Source organism: Collinsella sp. LCP19S3_D5 (assembly GCF_052121415.1).
In the GTDB taxonomy this organism is placed as follows: domain Bacteria; phylum Actinomycetota; class Coriobacteriia; order Coriobacteriales; family Coriobacteriaceae; genus Collinsella.
The window spans coordinates 11,436-34,069 of the sequence record NZ_JBQKEH010000006.1; the positions used below are offsets into that span (position 1 = coordinate 11,436).

General features: G+C 60.6%; 23 protein-coding genes. 2 read left to right on the plus strand and 21 right to left on the minus strand.

Features of this window, described 5'->3' with window-relative positions; all coding sequences use genetic code 11:
* Positions 1-188 precede the first annotated feature (188 nt).
* Together ACTQXO_RS03720 and ACTQXO_RS03725 are read left to right on the plus strand one after the other, a co-directional pair.
* Positions 189-2,684, plus strand: coding sequence for a DUF3656 domain-containing U32 family peptidase (locus tag ACTQXO_RS03720; RefSeq protein ID WP_441033082.1), 2,496 nt, complete (start codon positions 189-191; stop codon positions 2,682-2,684).
* 15 nt (positions 2,685-2,699) lie between these two features.
* Positions 2,700-3,359: an RluA family pseudouridine synthase gene (locus tag ACTQXO_RS03725; protein ID WP_441033085.1), complete on the plus strand. Its 660-nt coding sequence runs from the start codon at positions 2,700-2,702 to the stop codon at positions 3,357-3,359.
* 444 nt (positions 3,360-3,803) lie between these two features.
* Here ACTQXO_RS03725 and ACTQXO_RS03730 read toward each other — a convergent pair whose 3' ends face one another.
* The 21 genes from ACTQXO_RS03730 to ACTQXO_RS03830 all read right to left on the minus strand — a co-directional run bounded on the left by ACTQXO_RS03730 (position 3,804) and on the right by ACTQXO_RS03830 (position 22,629).
* Positions 3,804-4,550 carry a DeoR/GlpR family DNA-binding transcription regulator gene (locus ACTQXO_RS03730; RefSeq protein ID WP_427717633.1) on the minus strand — a complete coding sequence of 249 codons (747 nt, stop codon included), beginning with the start codon at positions 4,548-4,550 and terminating at the stop codon, positions 3,804-3,806.
* Between the two features lie 3 nt (positions 4,551-4,553).
* Positions 4,554-5,633: a Gfo/Idh/MocA family protein gene (locus tag ACTQXO_RS03735; RefSeq protein ID WP_154515174.1), complete on the minus strand. Its 1,080-nt coding sequence runs from the start codon at positions 5,631-5,633 to the stop codon at positions 4,554-4,556.
* A gap of 535 nt (positions 5,634-6,168) precedes the next feature.
* Positions 6,169-6,474, minus strand: coding sequence for a 50S ribosomal protein L24 (rplX, locus tag ACTQXO_RS03740; RefSeq protein ID WP_006235043.1), 306 nt, complete (start codon positions 6,472-6,474; stop codon positions 6,169-6,171).
* 13 nt (positions 6,475-6,487) lie between these two features.
* Positions 6,488-6,856: a 50S ribosomal protein L14 gene (rplN, locus tag ACTQXO_RS03745; protein ID WP_117734331.1), complete on the minus strand. Its 369-nt coding sequence runs from the start codon at positions 6,854-6,856 to the stop codon at positions 6,488-6,490.
* A gap of 118 nt (positions 6,857-6,974) precedes the next feature.
* Positions 6,975-7,235 carry a 30S ribosomal protein S17 gene (gene rpsQ / locus ACTQXO_RS03750; protein WP_006235040.1) on the minus strand — a complete coding sequence of 87 codons (261 nt, stop codon included), beginning with the start codon at positions 7,233-7,235 and terminating at the stop codon, positions 6,975-6,977.
* Between the two features lie 16 nt (positions 7,236-7,251).
* On the minus strand, positions 7,252-7,467 hold the full coding sequence (rpmC, locus tag ACTQXO_RS03755) for a 50S ribosomal protein L29 (RefSeq protein ID WP_006235039.1): 216 nt from the start codon (positions 7,465-7,467) through the stop codon (positions 7,252-7,254).
* Positions 7,467-7,904 (minus strand): 50S ribosomal protein L16, encoded by a 438-nt coding sequence (gene rplP, locus ACTQXO_RS03760; RefSeq protein WP_370450531.1) that lies wholly within the window; start codon positions 7,902-7,904, stop codon positions 7,467-7,469. Before rplP ends, rpmC begins: the two co-directional genes overlap by 1 nt.
* Positions 7,904-8,614, minus strand: a complete 711-nt coding sequence (gene rpsC / locus ACTQXO_RS03765; RefSeq protein ID WP_154514689.1) for a 30S ribosomal protein S3 — start codon at positions 8,612-8,614, stop codon at positions 7,904-7,906. Before rpsC ends, rplP begins: the two co-directional genes overlap by 1 nt.
* A 6-nt stretch (positions 8,615-8,620) precedes the next feature.
* Positions 8,621-8,992 (minus strand): 50S ribosomal protein L22, encoded by a 372-nt coding sequence (gene rplV, locus ACTQXO_RS03770; protein ID WP_006235036.1) that lies wholly within the window; start codon positions 8,990-8,992, stop codon positions 8,621-8,623.
* A gap of 14 nt (positions 8,993-9,006) precedes the next feature.
* Complete coding sequence (gene rpsS / locus ACTQXO_RS03775; protein WP_006235035.1) at positions 9,007-9,267, minus strand: 30S ribosomal protein S19; 261 nt, start codon at positions 9,265-9,267, stop codon at positions 9,007-9,009.
* A 32-nt stretch (positions 9,268-9,299) separates the two neighbouring features.
* Positions 9,300-10,130: a 50S ribosomal protein L2 gene (gene rplB, locus ACTQXO_RS03780; protein WP_117583062.1), complete on the minus strand. Its 831-nt coding sequence runs from the start codon at positions 10,128-10,130 to the stop codon at positions 9,300-9,302.
* A 179-nt stretch (positions 10,131-10,309) separates the two neighbouring features.
* Positions 10,310-10,597, minus strand: a complete 288-nt coding sequence (gene rplW / locus ACTQXO_RS03785; RefSeq protein ID WP_006235033.1) for a 50S ribosomal protein L23 — start codon at positions 10,595-10,597, stop codon at positions 10,310-10,312.
* On the minus strand, positions 10,598-11,224 hold the full coding sequence (rplD, locus tag ACTQXO_RS03790) for a 50S ribosomal protein L4 (protein WP_006235032.1): 627 nt from the start codon (positions 11,222-11,224) through the stop codon (positions 10,598-10,600).
* Between the two features lie 46 nt (positions 11,225-11,270).
* Positions 11,271-11,891, minus strand: coding sequence for a 50S ribosomal protein L3 (gene rplC / locus ACTQXO_RS03795; protein WP_441033098.1), 621 nt, complete (start codon positions 11,889-11,891; stop codon positions 11,271-11,273).
* 458 nt (positions 11,892-12,349) lie between these two features.
* Positions 12,350-12,970, minus strand: coding sequence for a histidine phosphatase family protein (locus ACTQXO_RS03800; protein ID WP_441033101.1), 621 nt, complete (start codon positions 12,968-12,970; stop codon positions 12,350-12,352).
* Between the two features lie 39 nt (positions 12,971-13,009).
* Positions 13,010-14,164, minus strand: a complete 1,155-nt coding sequence (locus ACTQXO_RS03805) for a cation diffusion facilitator family transporter (RefSeq protein ID WP_154514693.1) — start codon at positions 14,162-14,164, stop codon at positions 13,010-13,012.
* 139 nt (positions 14,165-14,303) lie between these two features.
* On the minus strand, positions 14,304-14,612 hold the full coding sequence (gene rpsJ / locus ACTQXO_RS03810) for a 30S ribosomal protein S10 (protein WP_427717612.1): 309 nt from the start codon (positions 14,610-14,612) through the stop codon (positions 14,304-14,306).
* Between the two features lie 60 nt (positions 14,613-14,672).
* Positions 14,673-16,772 (minus strand): elongation factor G, encoded by a 2,100-nt coding sequence (gene fusA / locus ACTQXO_RS03815; RefSeq protein ID WP_154514697.1) that lies wholly within the window; start codon positions 16,770-16,772, stop codon positions 14,673-14,675.
* A 19-nt stretch (positions 16,773-16,791) separates the two neighbouring features.
* A complete protein-coding gene (rpsG, locus tag ACTQXO_RS03820) occupies positions 16,792-17,265 on the minus strand; it encodes a 30S ribosomal protein S7 (RefSeq protein WP_006235013.1) in 474 nt (157 codons plus the stop codon).
* A gap of 73 nt (positions 17,266-17,338) precedes the next feature.
* Complete coding sequence (gene rpsL, locus ACTQXO_RS03825) at positions 17,339-17,716, minus strand: 30S ribosomal protein S12 (RefSeq protein ID WP_154514699.1); 378 nt, start codon at positions 17,714-17,716, stop codon at positions 17,339-17,341.
* Positions 17,717-18,153: 437 nt separating this feature from the next.
* Positions 18,154-22,629: a DNA-directed RNA polymerase subunit beta' gene (locus ACTQXO_RS03830; RefSeq protein ID WP_370450532.1), complete on the minus strand. Its 4,476-nt coding sequence runs from the start codon at positions 22,627-22,629 to the stop codon at positions 18,154-18,156.
* Between the last annotated feature and the right edge of the window lie 5 nt (positions 22,630-22,634).

The following is a 22,634-nucleotide window of genomic DNA, read 5'->3' on the forward strand; positions in this document are numbered from 1 at the left end:
CTGCAAGATAATTATCATGATGCGAGAATATTTTATCGCCCAACGGTTTCCCCGAACCGCCGAACGGTTCTCCACCGGGTCAGCCAGCCCAGGCTACTGAAGACTTTGTCCTGCTTAGGCTGCGGGCATCGCCCATCGCGACGGTGCCACTATACTTTTGAGTATCTGAGCATTTTGAAAGGCAGGATATGACCGCAACCGCCAGCCGAACCACCAACCGCAGGCCCGAGCTCTTGGCCCCCGCCGGAGGCCCGGAGCCCTTTGCCGCCGCGCTCGCCGCCGGGGCAGACGCCATCTACTGTGGCATGGGCAGCTTCAACGCCCGCCGCAAGGCCACCAACTTTACCGATGAGGCCTTTGAACAGGCCTGCCGCGCCGCGCACCTGGCCGGCTCGCGCGTCTACGTCACGGTCAACATCGTCATCAAGCAGTCCGAGATGAGCGATGCGCTGCAGCTCATCCATCGCTGCTCCACGCTGGGCGCCGACGCCTTCATTATCCAGGACTGGGGCCTGTTCTTTGAGGTCAAGCGCACCATGCCCGGCATCGAGACCCATATCTCGACCCAGGCGAACATCCACGATGACCGCGGAACCATCTGGTGCCGCGAGCAGGGCGCCGACCGCGTGACCCTCTCGCGCGAGCTTTCCATCGACGAGATCGCCGCCATCCACGACGCCGCGCCCGACGTTGACCTGGAGGTCTTTAGCCACGGCGCCATCTGCTTTTGCTACTCGGGCCTGTGCCTGCTCTCGAGCTTTGCCATGGCGGGCCGCTCGGCCAACCGCGGCATGTGCGCCCAGCCCTGTCGCCTGCCTTACGAGCTAATTGACGAAAACGGCCACTCGCTCTCCCCTGCCGGTCGCGAGCGCGCGCTATGCCCGCGCGATACCAACACTTCACAGCTTGTTCGCCGCCTGTATGACGCCGGCGCCGCATCGCTCAAGCTCGAAGGCCGCATGAAGGCGCCCGATTACGTGTACTCCATCGTCGATGTGTATCGTCATCAGATCGATGACATGCTGGCCGGGGCCGTCGTAGATAAGGACGAGGACGCCGCTCGCCAGCGCCAACTCAAGCGCTGCTTTAACCGCGACTTTACGCACGCCTATCAGGACGGCACCTCGGGCGACGAGATGATGAGTTACGAGCGCTCCAACAACCGCGGCCAGATTGTGGGCACGGTGCTGGGCAGCCGTATGGCCAACCGCGACGTGCGCGGGCTCAAACCCGACGACCGTCGTCGCCGCGCCGCCATCGCCCGCATTGAGCTGTTTGAGCCCGTGGGCAAGGGCGACCTGTTGGAGCTTCGTCACGACGATGAGTTCGACCAATTCCTGACCACCATCGCCGCCGATGATGCCGCCGCCGGCGACATCATCGAGTGCCGCGTTCCCCGTAGTATGCCCGAGGGCTGCCGCGTGCGTGTGATTCGCAGCCAGCGCGCCATTGACGCTGCCGGCGCCGCGCTCAAGCGCGACGTGCTGCGCCGCCGCGCCGTAGACGTGTCCGTCGCGGCGCGCCTAGGCGAGCCGTTTACCGTCACGCTCACCTGCTGCGACGACCCCACGCTCACCGCCACCGCCACCGGCTTTACCGTCGAGGCCGCCAAGACCCGCGCCGTCGAGGCATCCGATCTGGTGGAGCATGTGGGCCGCATGGGTTCCTCGCCCTTTGAGGCCGCGAGCTTTGACGTGGTGCTCGATGAGGGCTGTGGCATGGGTTTCTCCGCTGTGCACAAGGTGCGCGCCGCCGCTTGCAAGGCGCTCGAGAAGGCCATTCTGGCGCCCTATGACGAGCGCGCCCACACGCTCGAGCTGCCGGCGATTGTCACCAGTGATTCCCGCCCCGCGCCCGAGCACTACCGCGATGAGCCGCAGATCTGCGCCACCGTCACCTCGCTCGAGGCCGCCGAGGCCGCGCGCGCGGAGGGCGCCGTGCGCATCTACATGACCACCGACGCGCTCGATGCGGCCGAGCTCTCCCCCGCCGATGCGTTTGAGCAGGGTATTGTTCCCGTGCTCGATGAGGTCTGCCGCGCCGTCGACCACGCGCGCGTCGACCCGTGGGTCGTTGCCGGTGCCACGGTCGCTATTGGCAACATCTCTGAGCTTGCCCTGGCCGCCCAGGTTGGTGCCACGGCCGAGATTCGCTCTTGCCTACCCGTGCACAACACGCCTTGCATGGAGGCACTTGCCGAGCGCGGAGCCGCGGCGTTTTGGCTCTCGCCCGAGATCACGCTCGACGAGATCATCTCGCTTGGTACCTCCGCGCCCGCGGCCCTGGGCATCACCGTTTTCGGCCGCCCGCGCGTTATGACGAGCGAGCACTGTATCCTGCAGGTGGCCAATGGCTGCATCCACGATTGCGCCAACTGCCGCCTGCGCGCCCGCAAGCTGTCGCTCAAGAATATCGACGGCAAGGTCATGCCGGTGCGTACCGACATCCACGGCCGCTCGCGCCTGTACGACGCCTACCCCATCGACCTCACACCGCAGGTTCCACAGCTGCTCGACGCCGGCGTGCGCCGTCTCATGGTCGACGGAACCCTGCTCGAGGCCGATGAGATTGGCCGCGCCGTCGCACGCGTCCGTCGAGCCGTCGAGGCCGCGCAGGCCGGCCGTAAGCCCGCCGCCCGCCTGCGCGGCGCCACTTCGGGCTGCATGTTTGTGGGAATTAGCTAACCGAAAGGCTTACATGTGAACGAAGAACCCCAAGTCCTCTACTGCGACGCCTGGCTCATGGCCATCGATAAGCCCGCCGGCATGATCGTCCACGGCGACGGCACCGGCGAGCGCACGCTTACCGACTATGCCAGCGACCTTTTGCTGGCGATGGGCGACGGCTTTGCCGCGACCGACATGCAGCCGCTCAATCGCCTGGACCGCGACACCACCGGCGTGGTGCTGTTCTCGCTCGACAAGCAGACGCAGCCCGCCTTTGACCAGATGGTGATCGACCACGCATTCGAAAAGCACTATCTGGCGCTCGCCGAGGGCAAGATCGACTGGAACGAAAAGCTCATCGACAAGCCCATCGCCCGCGACCGCCACGATAGCCGCAAGATGCGCGTCGGCGCCAGCGGCAAGCCGTCGCTGACGCGCGTCAAGGTGCTCAAGCGCCTTAAGAGCCGTCGAGGCCTGCCCGCCCGTTCGTATATCGATGTTGAGCTGCTCACGGGCCGCAAACACCAGATCCGCGTGCACCTGGCAAGCGAGCGCCATCCCCTGGTTGGCGACGACCTGTACGGAACGCCGCGCCCCTGTGGCCTCATGCTCCACGCCCACAGCGTATCCTTTACCCATCCCGTAACCGGCGAGCACATCTACATCGAAGCCCCCTGCCCCTGGGAGCCCTAAAATCTGCCAAAAAGGGACAGGTTTATTTTGGCAGGTTTTATCTGGGCAAACGTCAAGCCGCCACGATGGCTCAGCCGCGGCGCCAAAACGTCTCGATCTGTAACAGTTAGAACCCATTTTCCGGTCTCTCTGTTACAGATCGAGACATTCAAATCCCCCTCAAGGGAAAATCTCGATCTGTAACAATAACTCGGCAAAATCGGTCCCAGATGTTACAGATTGAGACAAAGGGATGGCGCGGTTCGGAAGTATCTCAATCTGTAACATCTAACCCACTTTTAACGGTCCAGTTGTTACAGACTTAGACAAACCGGCGGACAACGAAAGCGGCAACGCCTGTGATGGACGTTGCCGCTTTTCTATTGAGAAAACTACTCGGTTTTCGTTACGAACCACCACAATGGGGACAGGCACCTTTGTGATGGTTTTGGCCTTGTCCCGTCGCTAGACCGTGATGACGTTGTCCATTGCCCGATACTTGGCGGGCACCTCGCCCGCGGTAATAATCGTTGCGTCGCGAAAGTCCGCGAACTTGACAGGCGCCACCATGCCAAATTTACTGGCGTCCGAGATTACAAAGCGCTTGGCCGTATGGCGCATCGAGATGCGCTTTACTTGCGCTTCCTCGATATCGGGCGCCGTGAAGCCCTGCTCGGCGGCAATGCCGTTAGAACCCCAAAAGCCACAGTTAAAGTTGTAGCGGTCTAAGGTTGCCAAGGCATCGGGGCCAACGAGTGCTTCGGTCTCGGGCTTGAGCTCACCGCCTAGTACCACGGTACGCATGCCGCGCAAAGCGAGGTGCTGAGCATGGAGCACGGAATCGGTCACATAGGTGACATCTTCAAGGTGTGGAAGATGCTCGATGAGCTTGAGCGTCGTCGAGCCCGAATCGATGTACACAAAGCTCTCGGGCTCCACCAGCGCCGCCGCACGGGCGCAGATACGCTCCTTATCGTCGTTATGGAGGTCGCTGCGCTCATTGAGCGTTAGGTCGCGCGTCACGTGCGCGCGCTCAAGACTTGTCGCTCCGCCGTGGACCTTGGCGATACGGTGTGCTCGATCGAGCGTCTGCAGGTCGCGCCGAATGGTAGACGCCGTCACGCCCAGGGTATCGGCAAGCTCTTGCACAGTAACCGAGCCAGCCTGCTGGACCATCGACACGATCGCGTTGAGCCTATCCTCCGCAAGCATCGCTTACTCCTCCTCGGGGTACACGACTCCCCAGTCGGCGCGGAGCTTGGTCATAAGCTCCATAACATCAGAAGCATAATCCAGAAGCTCGCGCTTCGAATCATCGCCGGCAACGGCCTTCTCCAGGTCGGCCATCTCGTAGCACAGGGCGTAAGCCTCGGTGCCGGTGTGGACCTCCTCACGGTGCCCGTCCGCAGTCCACACGATGGTCGCGTGATCGGCGCGGGGATACTCGTTGACCTCGATATAGCACTTATCGAAGCTGATGACCGAGCGCTTGGGTTGCTTGGAGTGGAGCGTAAGGCTCACCACGCCCAGCTGCTGCTCGGCATTACGGCAGACGATGCCGCCCGCAACGTCAACGCCGGTCTCACAGGTGTTGCCGAGCGAAACGACCTCAACAGGCTGGCTTGCCATAAAGAGGCGCATGACGGACAGGGCATAGACGCCAATATCGAGCATGGCACCGCCAGCAAGGTTGCGGTTGTAGAAACGGTTGGTCAGGTCGCCGTATTCCTTGTAGCTGCCAAAGTTGAGCTGAGCGAGGTTCATGCGGCCAAACTCGCCGGCATCCATGCGGCGACGCAGCTCCCGATACAAGGGCATGTGGAGCACCGTGGTGGCGTCCATAAGGACCACGTTATGCTCGTCGGCAATGGCACGCGCTTCGTCGAGCTCGGCGGAGTTGAGGGTGATGGCCTTTTCGCAAAGCACGTGCTTGCCAGCTGCCAGAGCGGCGCGCAGGTAGGTGATATGCGTGTTATGCGGCGTGGTGATATAAACGGCGTCGATGTCGGGATCGGCGTAGAGGTCCTCAACCGTCTCGTACACCTTCTCGACGCCATACTGCTCGGCAAAAGCCTGAGCCTTGGAGAGCGTACGGTTGGCGACGCCCGCAAGCTTGCGGCCGGCAAGGGCGAGAGACTGGGCCATCTGGTTGGCGATAACGCCGCAGCCGATCACAGCCCAACGAAGCTCGGGAGCCGTAAAGATGTCGTTAGGGAACGGTTGATCCTGGACCGAGGCAAACGCCGCCTTAGCGGCTGCTTCGGCGTCGAGCGGAGCCTGTTTGGAATCTGTCATCATGTGCCTCCTGAGTCATCGGAAGTTCTTCATTTCCAACAGCCTTATATTCGCACAAATTTGCGCGTATTTGCTTGTATTTGCGTGTTTATTTGTTTATCGGTTATTATTTAACCATAGTTTGCAGATATTTGCGCGCCTATGCGCATTATCGCGCAAGACTCTGTGCGTAAATACGCATGCAACGATCGTTATGATGCATAAAAAGGTGGAATACCAAAACCCCTAAAGGCAAAGCAGGCTGTCTTACTCTGCCCCCTAGGGGCATCAGACATCAAAAGACCATCCCTAACTGCCGGCACATAGGGACTGTCCCAGGCTGCCGAAACCTGGGGGCGTTCCCCGTACGACGCTTTCGTGGCAAGACTGTCCCCATCAACTAGCCGTTTAAGAACGTCCCCAACGACTAGTCATTTATGTCTGTCCCCAATGAGTAGCCACTCATTTAAGTCTGACCCCAATGAGTAGGGATAGAAAAAGGCCCGGGTGCCGTGGCATCCGGGCCTTTGCTAGCAACTTAGATGTTGCGGGCAGCTTAGAACTTGTGACCGCACTTCTTGCAGACGCGCAGCTTGTTCTTGCCGTCCTTCTCGTGACCGACGCGGGTAACCTTACCGCACTCGGGGCAAACGAGATTGACGTTGGAGGCATCGATAGGAGCCTCCTGCGAAACGATGCCGCCCTGCTGGTTGGCAGCGTTGGGCTTGACGGCCTTCTTGACGACCGAAACGCCCTCGACAACGACCTTGTTCTCGGCGGGGAGAGCACGCAGGACAACGCCCTGCTTGCCGCGATCCTTACCAGAGAGAACCTGGACCTTATCGCCCTTCTTGATATACATATATCTCCCCTAACTACAGGGTCTCGGGAGCGAGCGAGACGATCTTCATGTACTTCTTGTCACGAAGCTCGCGAGCGACGGGCCCGAAGATACGGGTGCCGACGGGCGAACCATCGTTGTTGATGACAACGCAGGCGTTATCATCAAAGCGAATGTAGGAGCCATCCTTGCGGCGGATCTCCTTAACGGTGCGAACGACGACGCAACGGACAACGTCCTTCTTCTTGACGTTGGCGCCAGGGGTAGCCTCCTGGACAGCACCGATGAACACATCGCCGATGCCTGCATAACGACGCTTGGAACCGCCAAGCACCTTGATGCAGCGAATCTTGCGAGCGCCGGAGTTGTCGGCGACGTTCAGCATGGTTTGCATCTGAATCATGGTAGATGTTCCTCCGAACTAAGAACCGAAGAGAGGTGCGCAGCCTTTATGCGGCCCGTGGTATGCAAGCCAGGCATACGCACATCTTCGGAAACGTACAAGTCGTAAGAGCGACTGCTTATTTAGCGCGCTCGACGACCTCGATGAGGCGCCAACGCTTCATCTTGGACATAGGACGGGTCTCCATAACGCGGACGGTATCGCCCACGCCAGCCGTGCACTCCTCGTCGTGAGCGTGCAGCTTCTTGGAGCTGGTCATCATCTTGCCGTACTTGGGGTGACGCTTGCGCTCGGTGATGGTGACAACGATGGTCTTGGCACCGGAGACGGAGGTAACGACACCCGTACGGACCTTACGCGAGTTACGCGAATCAGTCATGTTCTCTCCTTAGGTCCTACTCGGCGACAGCGGACTTCTCCGCTGCGATCTCGCGGGCGCGCTGCTCCGTGAGGACGCGAGCGATGTCCTTCTTCACGGTGTTGACGCGAGCGGTGTTGTCCAGCTGGCTGGTGGCCATCTGGAAACGAAGGTTAAAGAGCTCGGCGCGCATTTCCTTCAGCTTCTCAACGAGCTGAGCGTCCGAGAGCTCACGAATCTCTGCGGGCTTCATTAGTTCTCCTCCTCGGCCGTCTCTGTAGCGGCAGGCTTAGCGACGATCTTGGTCTTGATGGGGAGCTTGTGCTGCGCCAGACGCAGAGCCTCGCGAGCGACCTCCTCGGGCACGCCCTTGACCTCGAACATGATGCGGCCGGGCTTGACGACGGCCACCCACTCCTCGGGGTTACCCTTACCAGAACCCATGCGAGTCTCGGCAGGCTTCTTAGTGATGGGCTTATCGGGGAAGATCGTGATGTAGACACGACCGCCACGCTTCATGTAGCGGGTCATGGCAATACGAGCGGCCTCGATCTGACGGTTGGTGATCCAATGGGCCTCGAGAGCCTGGATACCAAACTCGCCGAAATGCAGCTCGGTATTACCCTTGGCCTGGCCCTTCATGGAGCCACGCTGCACCTTGCGGTGAAGAATACGCTTAGGGGCAAGCACTACTGACCCCTCCTCTCGGAGTTACGACGACGAGGACGGGAAGAGCCCTCGAGTGCAGGGTTGGGAACAGGCTGGCCCGGGAGCTTCTCGCCCAGGTAGATCCAGACCTTCACGCCGCAGGCACCCATGGTGGTGCTGGCGACAGCCGTGCCGTAGTCGATCTTGGCACGGAGGGTGTGCAGAGGCACGCGACCCTCACGGTACCACTCACGACGGCCCATCTCGGCACCGCCGAGACGACCGGAGCACTGGATACGGATGCCCTTAGCGCCGGCCTTGCGGGCGGACTGGACAGCCTTGCGCATAGCGCGACGGAAGGCAACGCGGCCCTCGAGCTGCTCAGCGATAGACTGAGCAACGAGGTTGGCGTCGAGCTCGGGGCGCTTGATCTCGACAACGTCGACGGAGAGCTGGCCCTTGGAGACGCCAGCGACCTTCTCGAGCTCGGTGCGGAGGGTATCGATCTCGGCACCCTTCTTACCGATGACAACGCCGGGGCGAGCGGTGAAGATGATGACCTTCACCTTATCGCCAGCGCGCTCGATCTCGACGCGGGAGACAGCTGCGCGGGAGAGACGCTTCTCGAGGTACTTGCGGATCTCGAGATCGTTACCGAGGGTCTTAGCGTAATCCTTCTCTGCGAACCAGCGGGAGCGCCAGTTCTCGGTGATGCCAAGACGGAAGCCGGTGGGGTAGACTTTCTGACCCATACAGCTTTACGCCTCCTTTCGAGGAGCAACGACGACGGTGATGTGGGAAGTACGCTTCAGAATGCGAGAAGCGGAACCCTTGGCGCGGGGACGGATGCGCTTAAGCGTCGGACCCTCGTCAACATAGGCAGCAGCGACAACCAGGTTGTCGGCACGCAGACCGTTGTTGTTCTCGGCGTTCGCAACGGCGGAACGGAGAACCTTCTCGACATCCACGGCGACGGCGCGGTCGCAGAAGTGGAGGATGTCGAAGGCCTGAGCGACAGGCTTGCGGCGGATCAGATCGACCACCAGGCGGGCCTTGCTGGGGGAAACACGCACGTACTTAGCGACGGCGCGAACCTCGGTGGCCTCAGTTTCAATAGACTTAGTTGCCATTTACGGTTAACCCCCTATTTGGCCTTGTGGCCACGGAACGTACGAGTCGGCGCAAACTCGCCGAGCTTGTGACCAACCATGGACTCGGTAACATACACGGGCACATGCTTGCGGCCGTCGTGGACGGCGATGGTGTGACCAACCATCTCGGGGAAGATGGTGGACGCGCGGGACCAAGTCTTCACGACGTCCTTCTTGCCAGCCTCGTTCATCGCGGTGATACGCGAGAGAAGGCGAGTCTCCACGAACGGGCCCTTTTTGAGACTTCTGCTCATAAGTGCTTTCTCCTAAAACTCGGTATCCGAAATTACTTCTTACGGCGACGAATGATGTGCTGGTTCGAGACCTTCTTCTTCTTGCGCGTACGAAGGCCCTTCGTCGGCTTACCCCAGGGGGTAACAGAGGGACGACCAGAGGTGTGGTTCTTGCCCTCGCCACCGCCGTGCGGGTGGTCGACAGGGTTCATAACGGTACCGCGGACGGTCGGGCGCACGTTCATGTGACGCTTACGGCCGGCCTTGCCGATGACGATGTTGGCGTGATCGGCGTTGCCGACCTCACCGACGGTGGCGCGGCAGGTAACGAGGATGCGGCGCATCTCGGAGGAAGGCATACGGACGATGGCGTACTTGCCCTCCTTACCCATCAGCTGGCAGGAGTTACCGGCGGAACGGGCGATAGCGGCGCCCTTGCCCGGCTGGAACTCGACGGCGTGGATGAGCGTACCGACGGGGATGTCGGCGAGGGGCAGAGCGTTGCCCGGCTTGATGTCGGCGTCAGAACCGGACATGACGGTCTGACCGACCTCGAGGCCCTTGGGGGCCAGGATGTAGCGCTTCTCACCGTCAGCATAGTGCAGCAGAGCGATGCGAGCGGAACGGTTCGGATCGTACTCGATCGTGGCAACCTTGGCGGGCACGCCGTCCTTGTTGCGCTTGAAGTCGATCACGCGGTAACGACGCTTCACGCCGCCGCCCTGGTGGCGGGTGGTGATGCGGCCGTTGTTGTTACGACCGGCCTTCTTGGGCAGGGGCTCGAGAAGAGACTTCTCGGGCTTGGTGCAGGTGATCTCGGAGAAGTCGGAGATCGTCTGCCAACGCCTACCAGCGGAGGTCGGCTTAAGGTGCTTTACAGCCATTACAATCCCTTTCAATAGGTATCCGTTAGCCATCGCAGACAGGGATTCGAGGTTCTGCCTCGGGTGCGATGACACCGGACGTATACACGGTTCCGGGCGTGTCCATTTTATACGCCCAAAACCTTGAGCTCTCGCCTCCCCTATTTGGGAGGCATGAGCTCACTCAACAGCAGCGAGTCTTAGGCCTGGTTGCCAAAGACCTCGATGGTGTCGCCCTCGGCCAGCGTAACGATGGCCTTCTTCCAAGAACGGGTCTTGCCGGCGACATAGCGCACGCGCTTGGTCTTGGGCTTGACCGTCAGGGTGTTCACGCGAACGACCTTGACGCCGAAGATCTCCTCGACAGCGTCCTTGATCTGATACTTGTTAGCATCCTTGGCGACCTCGAACGTGTACTTGTTCTGCTCCATGCCGGAGAAGGAACGCTCGGACACGATCGGACGGATGATGATCTCGTGGGCGGTCATTTATGCAAGCACCTCCCCGAAGTGAGCGGCGATGTCGGCGGGCATCAGCACAGCGTTGTTGTTGACGAGATCATAGGTGTTGGCCTCGTCGGCAGTGATGATGAACGTCTTGGGAATGTTGCGGAACGACAGGTAGGCGTTGACGTCCTCATCGCGAACGATGATGGTCAGACGCTTGCCCTCAAGGCCAAGAGCCTTGAGCATGGCAACGGCAGCCTTGGTGGAAGGCTTCTCGAAGCCGTAGTCGTCGACGAGCACGAGCTCGCCATCGGCCAGCTTGGCGGACAGCGCAGAGCGCATAGCCAGCTTGACCTCCTTGTTGTTCATACGCTTAGCGTAGGAACGGGGCTTGGGGGCGAAGACAACGCCACCGTGACGCCACTGGGCAGCACGGATGGAACCCTGGCGGGCACGACCGGTGCCCTTCTGACGCCAAGGCTTCTTGCCGCCACCGGAAACCTCAGAGCGGCCCTTAGCGGACTGGGTGCCCTGACGCCAAGAGGCCATCTGGCACTTGACGATGTGGTGCATAACGTGGATGTTCGGCTCGATGCCGTACACCTCAGCGGCGAGCTCGGCCTCGGCGACCTTCTTGCCCTCGCTGTTCTTTACTTCAAACTTTGCCATTTAAGTGTTCTCCTTGGTATGACGCTGGGCTAAATGGGCTGGGCCCTTAGGCCATACGGATGGCGACGAGACCATTCTTGGCACCCGGGACAGCGCCCTTGACCAAGATGAGGTTCTGCTCGGCATCGATGCGGACAACGGAAAGGTTCTTGACGGTAACGCGCTCGTTACCCATGTGGCCAGCCATCTTGACGCCCTTGAGGACGCGCGCAGGATAGGCGCACTGACCGATAGAACCGGGGTGACGCTGGAAGTGAGAACCATGCGTCATAGGACCGCGGCGCTGACCCCAGCGCTTGATGCGACCCTGGAAGCCCTTACCCTTGGAGGTACCGATGACGTCGACCTTCTCGACATCAGCGAAATCAGCGACGGTGACGACCTCGCCGACCTTGTGCTCCTCGCCGTTCTCGACGCGGACCTCACGAAGGAAGCGGACAGGCTCGATGCCGGCCTTGGCGAAGTGACCAGCCATGGGCTTGTTCACGTTCTTGGCCTTGATGTCGCCGAAACCGATCTGGACGGCGTCATAGCCGTCGGTTGCCTGAGTTTTAACCTGCGAGACAGCGCAGGGGCCAGCCTGGATGACCGTGACGGGAACGACGTTGTCGTTCTCGTCCCAAACCTGGGTCATGCCAATCTTGCGGCCGAGAATCATGCTGATCAAGATATGATCCCAACTCTCGCGTGGTCTTGGGACAATGCGTACACCACCGAGCGTACGCCCCTAGAGGACCACTACTTACACGACGTGCTCCCCAGCCTTGTATTGCGTCCGGACTACCTGACAACCCTATTAAGCAGGCATTTTGTCCAGCCAGAATACTCCCCTGGTTTCACACAGCTGTTTAGTATACACGGCTGCGGGCGTATCCATCGAGATTCATATTTCACTCACATTGTTTACGCAGGTAAAGTGCGTGGCACGTTCCCAGTGTGCGGCGGAGGGGGCGGGCCTGAGACTTATTAAGGTTGCTGCTCTACAGTCCTGCTCACGACGGAGAGCACATTAAGTGCTCTCCTGTTCGTGCGGAACTCGCGACAACCTTAATAAGTCTCAGGCCCGCCCCCTCCGCCGCACACTGGGAACGCCACGTTGATGTCTGCTTAACTCTGCTCGCTCAGCTAATGACTTTGTTGGGGATCCACAATTTGCTGCAAGGTGAACTTGCATTGGGGCGTATCGTCCTCTTCTCGCGCATCGTCGAAATCGAAGATCATAATGGCGCAGTTGGGGAGTTTTGCTGGGAGCTCAAAGCCCTCTGGAGCTGCAGCCTTGATGAATTGGCGGCTGGCGCTGCCGTGGCTTACTGCTAGGAGGGTTTCGATGCCCTCGGCGCCCATGATATTGGTGAGGGTGTCTACCATGCGTTCTTGCAGCGCGCGGCTTCCTTCTCCTTCAAAGGGGACCAAATCCTCGCCTGGATCCCAAACGTCGGTAGGCAATGCGTCGTGCGGGCCTTCCTCGAAGGTCCCATAGCCGCGCTCGATGATGCCTTCGCAGGGCTCGACAGCCGCATCCGGACCGAGGATCTCGCATGCGACGAGACTTGCCGTGTCCATGGCTCGGCCTAAAGGCGATGAGACCACTTTGTCGGGGACGACGCCGTGGGCTTTGAGCCATTCGGCTGCCGCTTGGGCCTGTTGACGGCCCAAATCGGTAAGCGGTGAATCACAGCGACCCTGGACGAGCTTTTTTACGTTGAATTCCGTCTGGCCGTGGCGGAGCAGATACAGCCTCTTCATATTCTCCCCTTCTGTATAACGTGCTTTGCCGGCGCGGACCTACTCGTGGGTATGCCCTACGTAGTCCTCGTCGATCGTAATCTTGGCAATCGACTTGGGATATTCCGATTCGACCCTCTGGGCCAACGCGTGCTTGAGCTCATCGGACCCCATGCCCAAATCCGAGGGACGCACGCAGTCAAAGATCACGTTGGTGTGCGTAGGACCCGGCACACAGCGCAGGTCATGAATCGAAAGGCGGCTATCGATCTGTTGGGCCATGGCGTGAATGCGCAAGCGCATGCTCGCCACCTTGGGGTCATCGGTCACGATGGGATCGTAGTGAAGCGTGACAATCATGTCGTCTTCGTCCCTAAATGCCTGTTCAATGTTGTCGAGCGTGTCATGACTTTCCAGCGGGCTGGCCTCGGCCGCCATCTCGGCGTGAGCGCTTGCGAACTTCCTGCCCGGACCGTAGTCGTGAACCATTAGGTCATGAACGCCCAAAACGCCAGGGTAGCTCATGATCTTGCCGCGAATATGTTCGACCAGTTTGGGATCGGGCGCCTGACCCAAAAGCGGGCTCACCGTATCCTGGATGAGCTCAAAACCGCTCCAGCCAATATAGGCGCCAACGGCAAGGCCGACCCAAGCATCAAGATTGATATGCGTCACCTGCGAAACAATTGCGCACGCTAACACGGCGCCTGTGGCAAGGACATCGTTCTTGGAATCCTGCGCGGTCGCATGCAGCGTCTCAGACTCAATACGGTCACCGAGCTTTTGGTTGAGGGCCGCCATCCACAGTTTAACAACCATCGAAAGCGCCAAGACTGCCACCAGGGCAAGCGAGAACTCGACGGGTTCGGGGTGGACGATACGCTCAAACGAGGACTTCACCAGTTCGAGGCCGATGAGCAGCACGAGCGCCGCCACGACCAGACCCGAGAGATACTCGTAGCGGCCATGGCCGTAAGGATGCTCAGGGTCTGCCGGCTTGCCCGCCAGCTTAAAGCCAAGCACGCTCACGATGTTTGAGCTGGCGTCAGACAGGTTGTTCATGGCGTCCGCCACAATCGAAACCGATCCCGACAGCACGCCAATTGCACCCTTCGCAGCGCATAGTGCCACATTGGCGAGAATACACACCACGCCCGCCAACGTGCCCACGCGCGCACGGTCGCCCTGCGCACGACGAACGATCCACTCGACCATCTATATCTGCCCCCAACAGTTTTACTCATACACTCGTTTGTCGAATAGCTCAGTAGTGTAGACCCTTTACCCCATCGATACAAAAAGGCCGCAACCCTTAGGGCTGCGGCCTTACAAATCGCACTATCGAGCAAAAAGCTTAGAGCTTGATGTCGATGTCGACGCCGGCGGGGAGGTCGAGACGCATGAGCGAATCAACGGTGCCCGAGGTGGGGTCGAGGATGTCGATGAGGCGCTTGTGGGTGCGCATCTCGAACTGCTCACGGGAGTCCTTGTCCTTGTGCGGCGAGCGGATGACCGTGTAGAGGTTGCGCTCGGTGGGCAGGGGGACAGGACCGGAAACGCGAGCGCCGGTCTTCTGAGCGGTCTCGACGATGAGCTTCGCGGACTGATCGACGACCTCGTGATCATAGCCCTTGAGGCGAATGCGGATCTTCTGGGTAGCCAACTTAAACCTCCAAAGAGTGCGAGAGATGTTCTCGCGGATTACGTAACAGGGAGCTCGAACTTAGGCGTTCTTGCTCATGACCTCGTCCACGATGGACTTGGGCGCAGGCTCATAAGAGTCGAACTGCATCGTGTAGGATGCACGGCCCTGGGTCTGGGAGCGAAGGTCGGTAGCGTAACCGAACATCTCGCCCAGCGGCACCTTGGCACGGATGAGCTTGGTGTTCTTGCGATCCTCCATGCCCTCGATCTTGCCGCGGCGACCGGAGAGGTTGCCCATAACGTCGCCCATGTACTGCTCGGGGGTCTCGACCTCGACAGCCATGATCGGCTCGAGCAGCTGCGGATCGGACTTCTTGAGGGCGTCCTTGATAGCCATGGAACCGGCGATCTTGAAGGCGGCCTCGGAGGAGTCGACCTCGTGGTAAGAACCGTCGAACAGGGTGACCTTAACGTCGAGGACCGGGAAGCCGGCGATAACACCGGTGTTCAGGGCCTCCTGGATGCCCTTGTCGATGGACGGGATGTACTCCTTGGGCACGACGCCGCCGACGATAGCGTTGACGAACTCGTAGCCGAAGCCCTCCTCCATCTTCTCGAGCTTGATGACGGCGTGGCCGTACTGACCGCGACCGCCGGACTGACGGACGAACTTGCCCTCAGCCCTCTCGACGTCGTGACCAGCGGTCTCGCGGTAGGCAACCTGGGGCTTACCGACGTTAGCGTCAACCTTGAACTCACGGAGCAGACGGTCAACGATGATCTCGAGGTGCAGCTCGCCCATGCCGGCGATGATGGTCTGGCCGGTCTCGTGGTTGGTGGACACCGTGAAGGTCGGATCCTCCTCGGCGAGCTTGGTCAGAGCCAGGGACATCTTGTCCTGCTCGGCCTTGGTCTTGGGCTCGATGGCAACGTCGATAACGGGCTTAGCGAACTCGATCTTCTCGAGGACGATCTCCTTGCCCTCGGCGCACAGGGTGTCACCGGTGGTGGAGTTCTTGAAGCCGACGCAGGCGACGATGTCACCGGCGCAAGCGTCGTCACGGTCGATACGCTCGGCGGCGTTCATCTCGAGGATGCGGCCGAGGCGCTCGCGCTGACCGTTGGAGGCGTTGACCACGTAGGAGCCGGACTCGGCGCGACCGGAATAAACGCGGACGTAGGTGAGCTTACCGACGAACGGGTCGGTCATGATCTTGAAGACCAGGCCGGAGAAGGGCTCGTCGAAGGAGGGATGACGCACGATCTCCTCGCCGGTTTCCGGATCGGTACCGGTGACGGCCTCAACGTCGAGCGGGCTGGGCAGGTAGTCGACGACAGCGTCGAGCAGCTCCTGAACGCCCTTGTTCTTGTAGGCGGAGCCCACAAAGACGAGGTTGAGCTCGTTGGCCAGAACGCCCTTGCGCAGAGCAGCCTTGAGCTCCTCGACGGTGAAGTCCTCCTCCATGAGGATCTTCTCCATGAGCTCGTCGTCAAAGCTGGCAGCGGCGTCGAGGAGCTCCTCGCGCTTGGTGGCAGCGATGTCGGCGAACTCAGCCGGGATCTCGTCCATCGGCTCGGGGTAGGTCATGCCCTTCTCGTCGGCCTTGAAGTCCCATGCAGTCATGGTGACCAGGTCGATGACGCCCCAGAAGTTGTCCTCGGCGCCCATCGGGACCTGAGCGGCCACGGCGTTGGCGTCGAGACGATCCTTCATGGTCTCGATAGCGTTGAAGAAGTCAGCGCCCACGCGGTCATACTTGTTGATGAAGGCGATGCGGGGAACGTTGAAGGTAGAAGCCTGACGCCAAACGGTCTCAGACTGGGGCTGGACGCCGGCAACGGCGTCGAAGACGGCGACAGCGCCATCGAGGACGCGCAGGCAGCGCTCGACCTCGGCGGTGAAGTCAACGTGGCCCGGGGTGTCGATGATCTGGATGCGGTAGTCCTTACCGTCCTTGTTCCAGAAGCACGTGGTAGCAGCGGAGGTAATGGTTACGCCGCGCTCCTGCTCCTGAACCATCCAGTCCATGGTGGCAGCGCCCTCATGGACCTCACCGATCTTGTGGGTCTTACCGGTGTAGTAAAGAATACGCTCGGTCGTGGTGGTCTTACCGGCATCGATGTGGGCCATGATGCCGATGTTACGGGTATCGGAAAGCTTGTGCTTAGCCTTAGCCATGTTAGTTCCTTACCTTAACTTACCAACGATAGTGAGAGAACGCGCGGTTGGCCTCGGCCATCTTGAAGACGTCCTCACGCTTCTTGACGGAAGCGCCCAGGCCGTTGGAAGCGTCGAGAATCTCGTTTGCGAGACGCTCAGCCATGGTCTTCTCCTTGCGAGCGCGGGAGAAGTTGACGATCCAGCGGATGCCCAGAGCGGTGGAACGACGGGAGTTGACCTCCATCGGGACCTGATAGGTAGCGCCACCGACACGCTTGGGCTTAACCTCGAGCGTGGGCTTGACGTTGTCCATAGCCTTCTTGAAGGTAGCGAGAGCGTCGCCACCCTCGGACTTCTCGGCAACGATCTCGAAAGCGGTGTAAACGATGCGCTCAGCGGTGGCCTTCTTGCCGTCAAGAAGGACCTTGTTGATGAGCTGAGTCACCAGGCGGTTGTTGTAAACGGCGTCAGGCTGAACCTCACGACGATTAGCTGCTGCACGACGCGGCATGTGAAATCTCCTTAAGTGTCTACCGTGCGGCGCTTAGGCGGCACACGGCGAAAGTATCAAAACGTTATCTGGCTTATTTGGCCTTGGGGCGCTTAGCACCGTACTTGGAACGAGCCTGCATACGGTTCTGGACCGGAGCAGCATCGTAGGCGCCACGGATGACGTGATAACGGACACCAGGGAGGTCACGAACACGACCGCCGCGGACGAGCACGATGGAGTGCTCCTGCAGGTTGTGGCCCTCACCCGGGATGTAAGCAGTAACTTCGATGCCGTTGACGAGGCGAACACGGGCAACCTTACGAAGAGCCGAGTTCGGCTTCTTGGGGCTCGTGGTGAAGACGCGGGTGCACACGCCGCGCTTCTGGGAGTTGTGCTGCAGAGCAGCGTTCTTGGACTTCTTGGGCGCGGAACGACGGCCCTGGCGAACCAGCTGGTTAATAGTAGGCAAAGCGTACTCCTTCTCGAATGATTCCAGCTTTCTGTAAAGTGCAACGGCTTGAATCGAGGGGTCAGCATCCCCCTACGAAACACGCAGTTCGATAGGATACGTGCCGTTAGCTGTGTCGTCAACAGACCACGCCGCCGGGCGTATCCTAAAATAGCCACATTTCCGCAAAGCCTACACAAAAGGAATCCCCTCCTGTGCGCGAGGGCGGATCCCGGGACGGGCGGCCCAGGGGTTAAGTTTGCTGCTCTACAGTCCTGACTCGCACGGAGGCCACATTAAGTGGCCTCCGGCTCGTGCGGAACTCGCGACAAACTTAACCCCTGGGCCGCCCGTCCCGGAAATCCTACGTGCTCGTCAGGGCAACGTTCCTCAACAAAAAAGACCCGCTCCCCTGTTGGGAAGCGGGTCTTTGGAAGGGCGGTTAACGTACTGGGAAATTACTCCCCGTCGTTGTCCTTGGCCTCTTCGGCGTCGTCGGTGTCCACGAGCTGGTTGAGCAGCTCGTCGAGGGAAGCCATGTCCTCGTTGATGGCACCGTTGGCGGAAGCCTTCTTGTCGTCGATCGGGGCGCCCAGGAGCTCCTCGTCGGCATCGGCGTGATGCGTCGGAGCGGAGGTGCCCAGCAGGATGTCATCCGGACCGTCGGGGCTAAAGACCATCTGCAGCAGCTGCGAGAGGTCTTCCTCGTCGGCAACGTCGTCGTTGTTCTCGAGGATGTAGAGCAGGTCGTGAGCCTCGAGGCCGTCACGGAGCTCCTCGATCGCCTTGGCACCGATGCCATCGATGCGCAGCAGATCCTCCTCGGACTTGCCAACCAGGTCGCCGACCGTCTCGATGCCGACCTCGCTGAACTTGTTGGTCCAGCGCTGCGACACACCCAGGTCGTCGAACAGGTACAGGCGAGCCTTCTCGGCGGAGATGGTGTGGCCGTTGCGGGTGAACGAACCGTCAGCACCGCCAAACTCGTCGTAGCCGGCCCAGTCGAGCTGCTGTGGGAGCCGCTCGTCCAGGTCCTTGAGCTCCACGGGAGCCCACTCGGGCAGCGACTTGGCGTTGGGCGAAGCCGGACCATCGATGTCCACGTAGCCGTCGGCCGTGCGATACGTCAGCTTGGCGTTAGCGTACGGCTTGAGGCCGGTACCAGCCGGGATCTTCTTACCGACGATGACGTTGGACTTAAGGTCGAGCAGGTGGTCGACCTTGCCCTCAATAGCAGCCTCGGTAAGGACGCCGGCGGTACGGATGAACGAAGCGCTCGACAGCCAGGAGTCGATGTTGGACGCAACCTTGAGCGTACCCAAGATGACGGGCTCAGCCACGGGAGCCTGACCGCCCAGACGGGCAACGCGCTCGACCTCGTCGGCGAACTCGTAGCGGTCGACGTACTGACCAAGCAGGTACTTGGAGTCGCCGGGGTTGGTAATCTGAACGCGACGCAGCATCTGACGTGCGAGCACCTCGATGTGCTTGTCGTTCAGGTCGACGCCCTGGCTGGTGTAGACGTCCTTGACGCTCTCGACGAAGGTGTGCATCGTCGACTCGATGTCGGTCAGCTTGCGCAGGTTGCGGAAGTTGACGAAGCCCTTGGTGATCTGGTCGCCGGCGCGAACCTCGCAGCCGTCCTCGATCTCGGGCATAAAGCGCACCGAAGCGGGGACGCGACGCTCGTCGAGGACACGGGTGTGATCCTCGGAGTCGGTGAGCGTCAGCACGTACTCGGACTTCTCGGGCTTAATCGAGAGGTGGCCGGAGTACGGAGCCAGCTCGGCCTCGCGACCCAGGATCTTCTCGTTGACGTTGCCGACGATATCGAACATACGGCTGACCGTAGGCAGACCCTGCGTAATATCGTCGACGCCAGCGACGCCGCCGGAGTGAATGGTACGCATCGTAAGCTGCGTACCGGGCTCGCCGATGGACTGGGCGGCAATAATACCGACTGCGGTACCGATGGCGACCGGACGACGGGTGGAAAGATCCCAGCCGTAGCACTTCTGGCACACGCCGTACTTGGAGCGGCAGGTGAGCAGCGCGCGAAGCTTGACCTTCTTAAGGCCCGCATCGACCATCTTCTGGATGTCGGCGACCTTCTCGATATAGCCGTCCTGCTCAAAGAGCACGGTGCCATCGGGAGCCACGACGTCCTCAATAAAGCAACGGCCGACAAGATCGGTGTTGAGGTCGGTGGTGCCGGGAATGATGAGGTTGTAGGTGACGCCCTCGTGTGTACCGCAGTCCTCCTCGCGGACGATGACGTCCTGGGCCACGTCGACCAGACGACGGGTCAGGTAACCAGAGTCCGAGGTGTGGGATGCGGTATCGACCAGGCCCTTACGGGCGCCGTAGGTCGAAATGAAGTACTCGAGCGGCAGCAGGCCCTCGCGGAAGTTCGCCTTAATGGGAAGGTCGATCGTCTCGCCGGACATATCTGCCATCAGGCCACGCATGCCGCCGAGCTGACGCAGCTGGGTCTTAGAACCACGGGCGCCGGAGTCGGCCATCATGTACAGCGGGTTCTCCTCGTCGAACATGTCGAGCATGAGCGCTGCGACCTTATCGGTACAAGCGGTCCACTCGTTAACGACTTCGATGTGGCGCTCCGTCTCGTTGATGAAGCCCTCCTCGAAGTACTCGTTGATCTGGTCGACGTTGGCCTGGGCGCGGTCGAGCAGCTCCTGCTTCTCGGCAGGGATGAGAGCGTCCCACACCGAGATGGTGAGGCCGGCGCGGGTAGCGTAGTGGAAGCCGGAGTACTTGATAGAGTCGAGGATCGGGCCGACCTTGGCCTCGGGGTAACGATCGCAGCAGTCGGCAACCAGCTTGGCCACATCGCCCTTGACCATCTTGTAGTTCATGAACTCGTAGTCTTCGGGCAGGCACTGGCGGTTGAAGATGATGCGGCCGATAGACGTCTCGAAGCGTGCGGTCTTGTTACCGGTGACATCGTAGTCGACGAACTCGTTCTTGCCGTTCTTGACGCGGAAGATACGGGTGCCGTCCTCGTTGATGACGTTGGCGTTCTCGGCGGACACGCGGACCTGAATCTTGGCCTGCATGTCGACCTCGGAGCGGCAGTCATAGGCGTGCAACGCGTCGTCGAAGCTCGAGAACACGTGGTTCTCGCCCGGCAGACCGTCGCGGACCTGGGTCAGGTAGTACACACCAATGATCATGTCCTGCGAGGGGATGTTGACCGGCTTGCCGGATGCCGGCGAGCGCAGGTTGTTCGCAGAGAGCATGAGCACGCGGGCCTCGGCCTGAGCCTGGCTGGACAGCGGCACGTGGACAGACATCTGGTCGCCGTCGAAGTCGGCGTTGAAGGGCGCGCAGACCAGCGGGTGCAGGTGGATAGCCTTGCCCTCGACCAGCACCGGCTCAAAGGCCTGGATGGACAGACGGTGCAGGGTCGGTGCACGGTTGAGCAGCACGACACGACCGTCGATGACCTCTTCGAGGATGTCCCACACAAAGGTGGCACCGCGGTCGATAGCGCGCTTGGCGCCCTTGATGTTCTCGACCTTGCCAAGCTCGACCAGGCGCTTCATGACGAAGGGCTTGAAGAGCTCCAGCGCCATGGTCTTGGGCAGACCGCACTGGTGCAGCAGCAGCTTGGGGTCGGTAACGATTACCGAACGGCCGGAGTAGTCGACACGCTTGCCCAGCAGGTTCTGGCGGAAACGACCCTGCTTGCCCTTGAGGGCCTCGGCGAGCGACTTGAGCGGGCGACCACCACGGCCAGAGACCGGGCGCCCACGGCGGCCGTTGTCGAACAGGGCGTCCACGGACTCCTGGAGCATGCGCTTCTCGTTGTTCACGATGATCGCAGGGGCGTCCAGGTCGAGCAGGCGCTTGAGTCGGTTGTTACGGTTGATCACGCGACGATACAGGTCGTTGAGGTCGGACGCGGCGAAGCGGCCGCCGTCGAGCTGGACCATCGGGCGCAGATCGGGCGGAATGACCGGGATGACATCCAGAATCATGTTCGCGGGGCTGTTGCCGCCCTTCAGGAAGGCGTCAACGACCTCGAGGCGCTTGACGGCCTTCTCGCGCTTCTGCTTCTGGGAGTCCTCGTCGGCGATGATGGCCTTGAGCTTCTCGGCCTCGGAGGGGAGGTCGATGGCAGCGAGCAGGTCGCGGACGGCCTCGGCACCCATGCCACCCTTGAAGTACATGGAGTAGTAACGGGTCATCTCGCGGAACAGCGGCTCATCGGAGATGAGGTCGCGCTCGGTGAGCTTCATGAAGGCGTTGAAGGCGTCCGTGCGGAGCTGCTTCTCGTCCTTGCACTCTTCCTCGATGTCGACGATGCCGGAGGCGATCTCCTCGGGGGTCAGCGGCTCCTCGTCGGAGAACTCGTCAAAGTTCTCGGGGTTGCCCTGCTCCTTGAGGGACTCGATCTGGCGGGCGCACTCGGCATCGATCTCTTCCAGATCGGCGGCGAGCTCCTCGCGCAGGTCGTCAGCGTCGGCCTCGCGAGCCTCGTAGTCGACCTCGGTGATGATGTAGCTGGCAAAGTACAGAACCTTCTCGAGGTCCTTGGACTTGATGTCGAGCATACGGCTCATCGGGAAGCTCGTGGGGCTCTTGAAGTACCAGATGTGGGACACGGGAGCGGCGAGCTCGATATGGCCCATGCGGTCGCGACGCACCTTGGCCGAGGTGACCTCGACGCCGCAGCGCTCGCAGACGATGCCCTTAAAGCGGATGCCCTTGTACTTGCCGCAGGAGCACTCCCAGTCCTTGGCGGGACCGAAGATCTTCTCGCAGAACAGGCCGTCCTTCTCGGGCTTGAGGGTACGGTAATTGATGGTCTCCGGCTTCTTGACCTCACCGTGCGACCAGGAACGGATCTGGTCGGCGGAGGCAAGGGAGATCTTTACCGAGTCAAATTCAGTAGCTTCGAAATCTGCCACAGTCA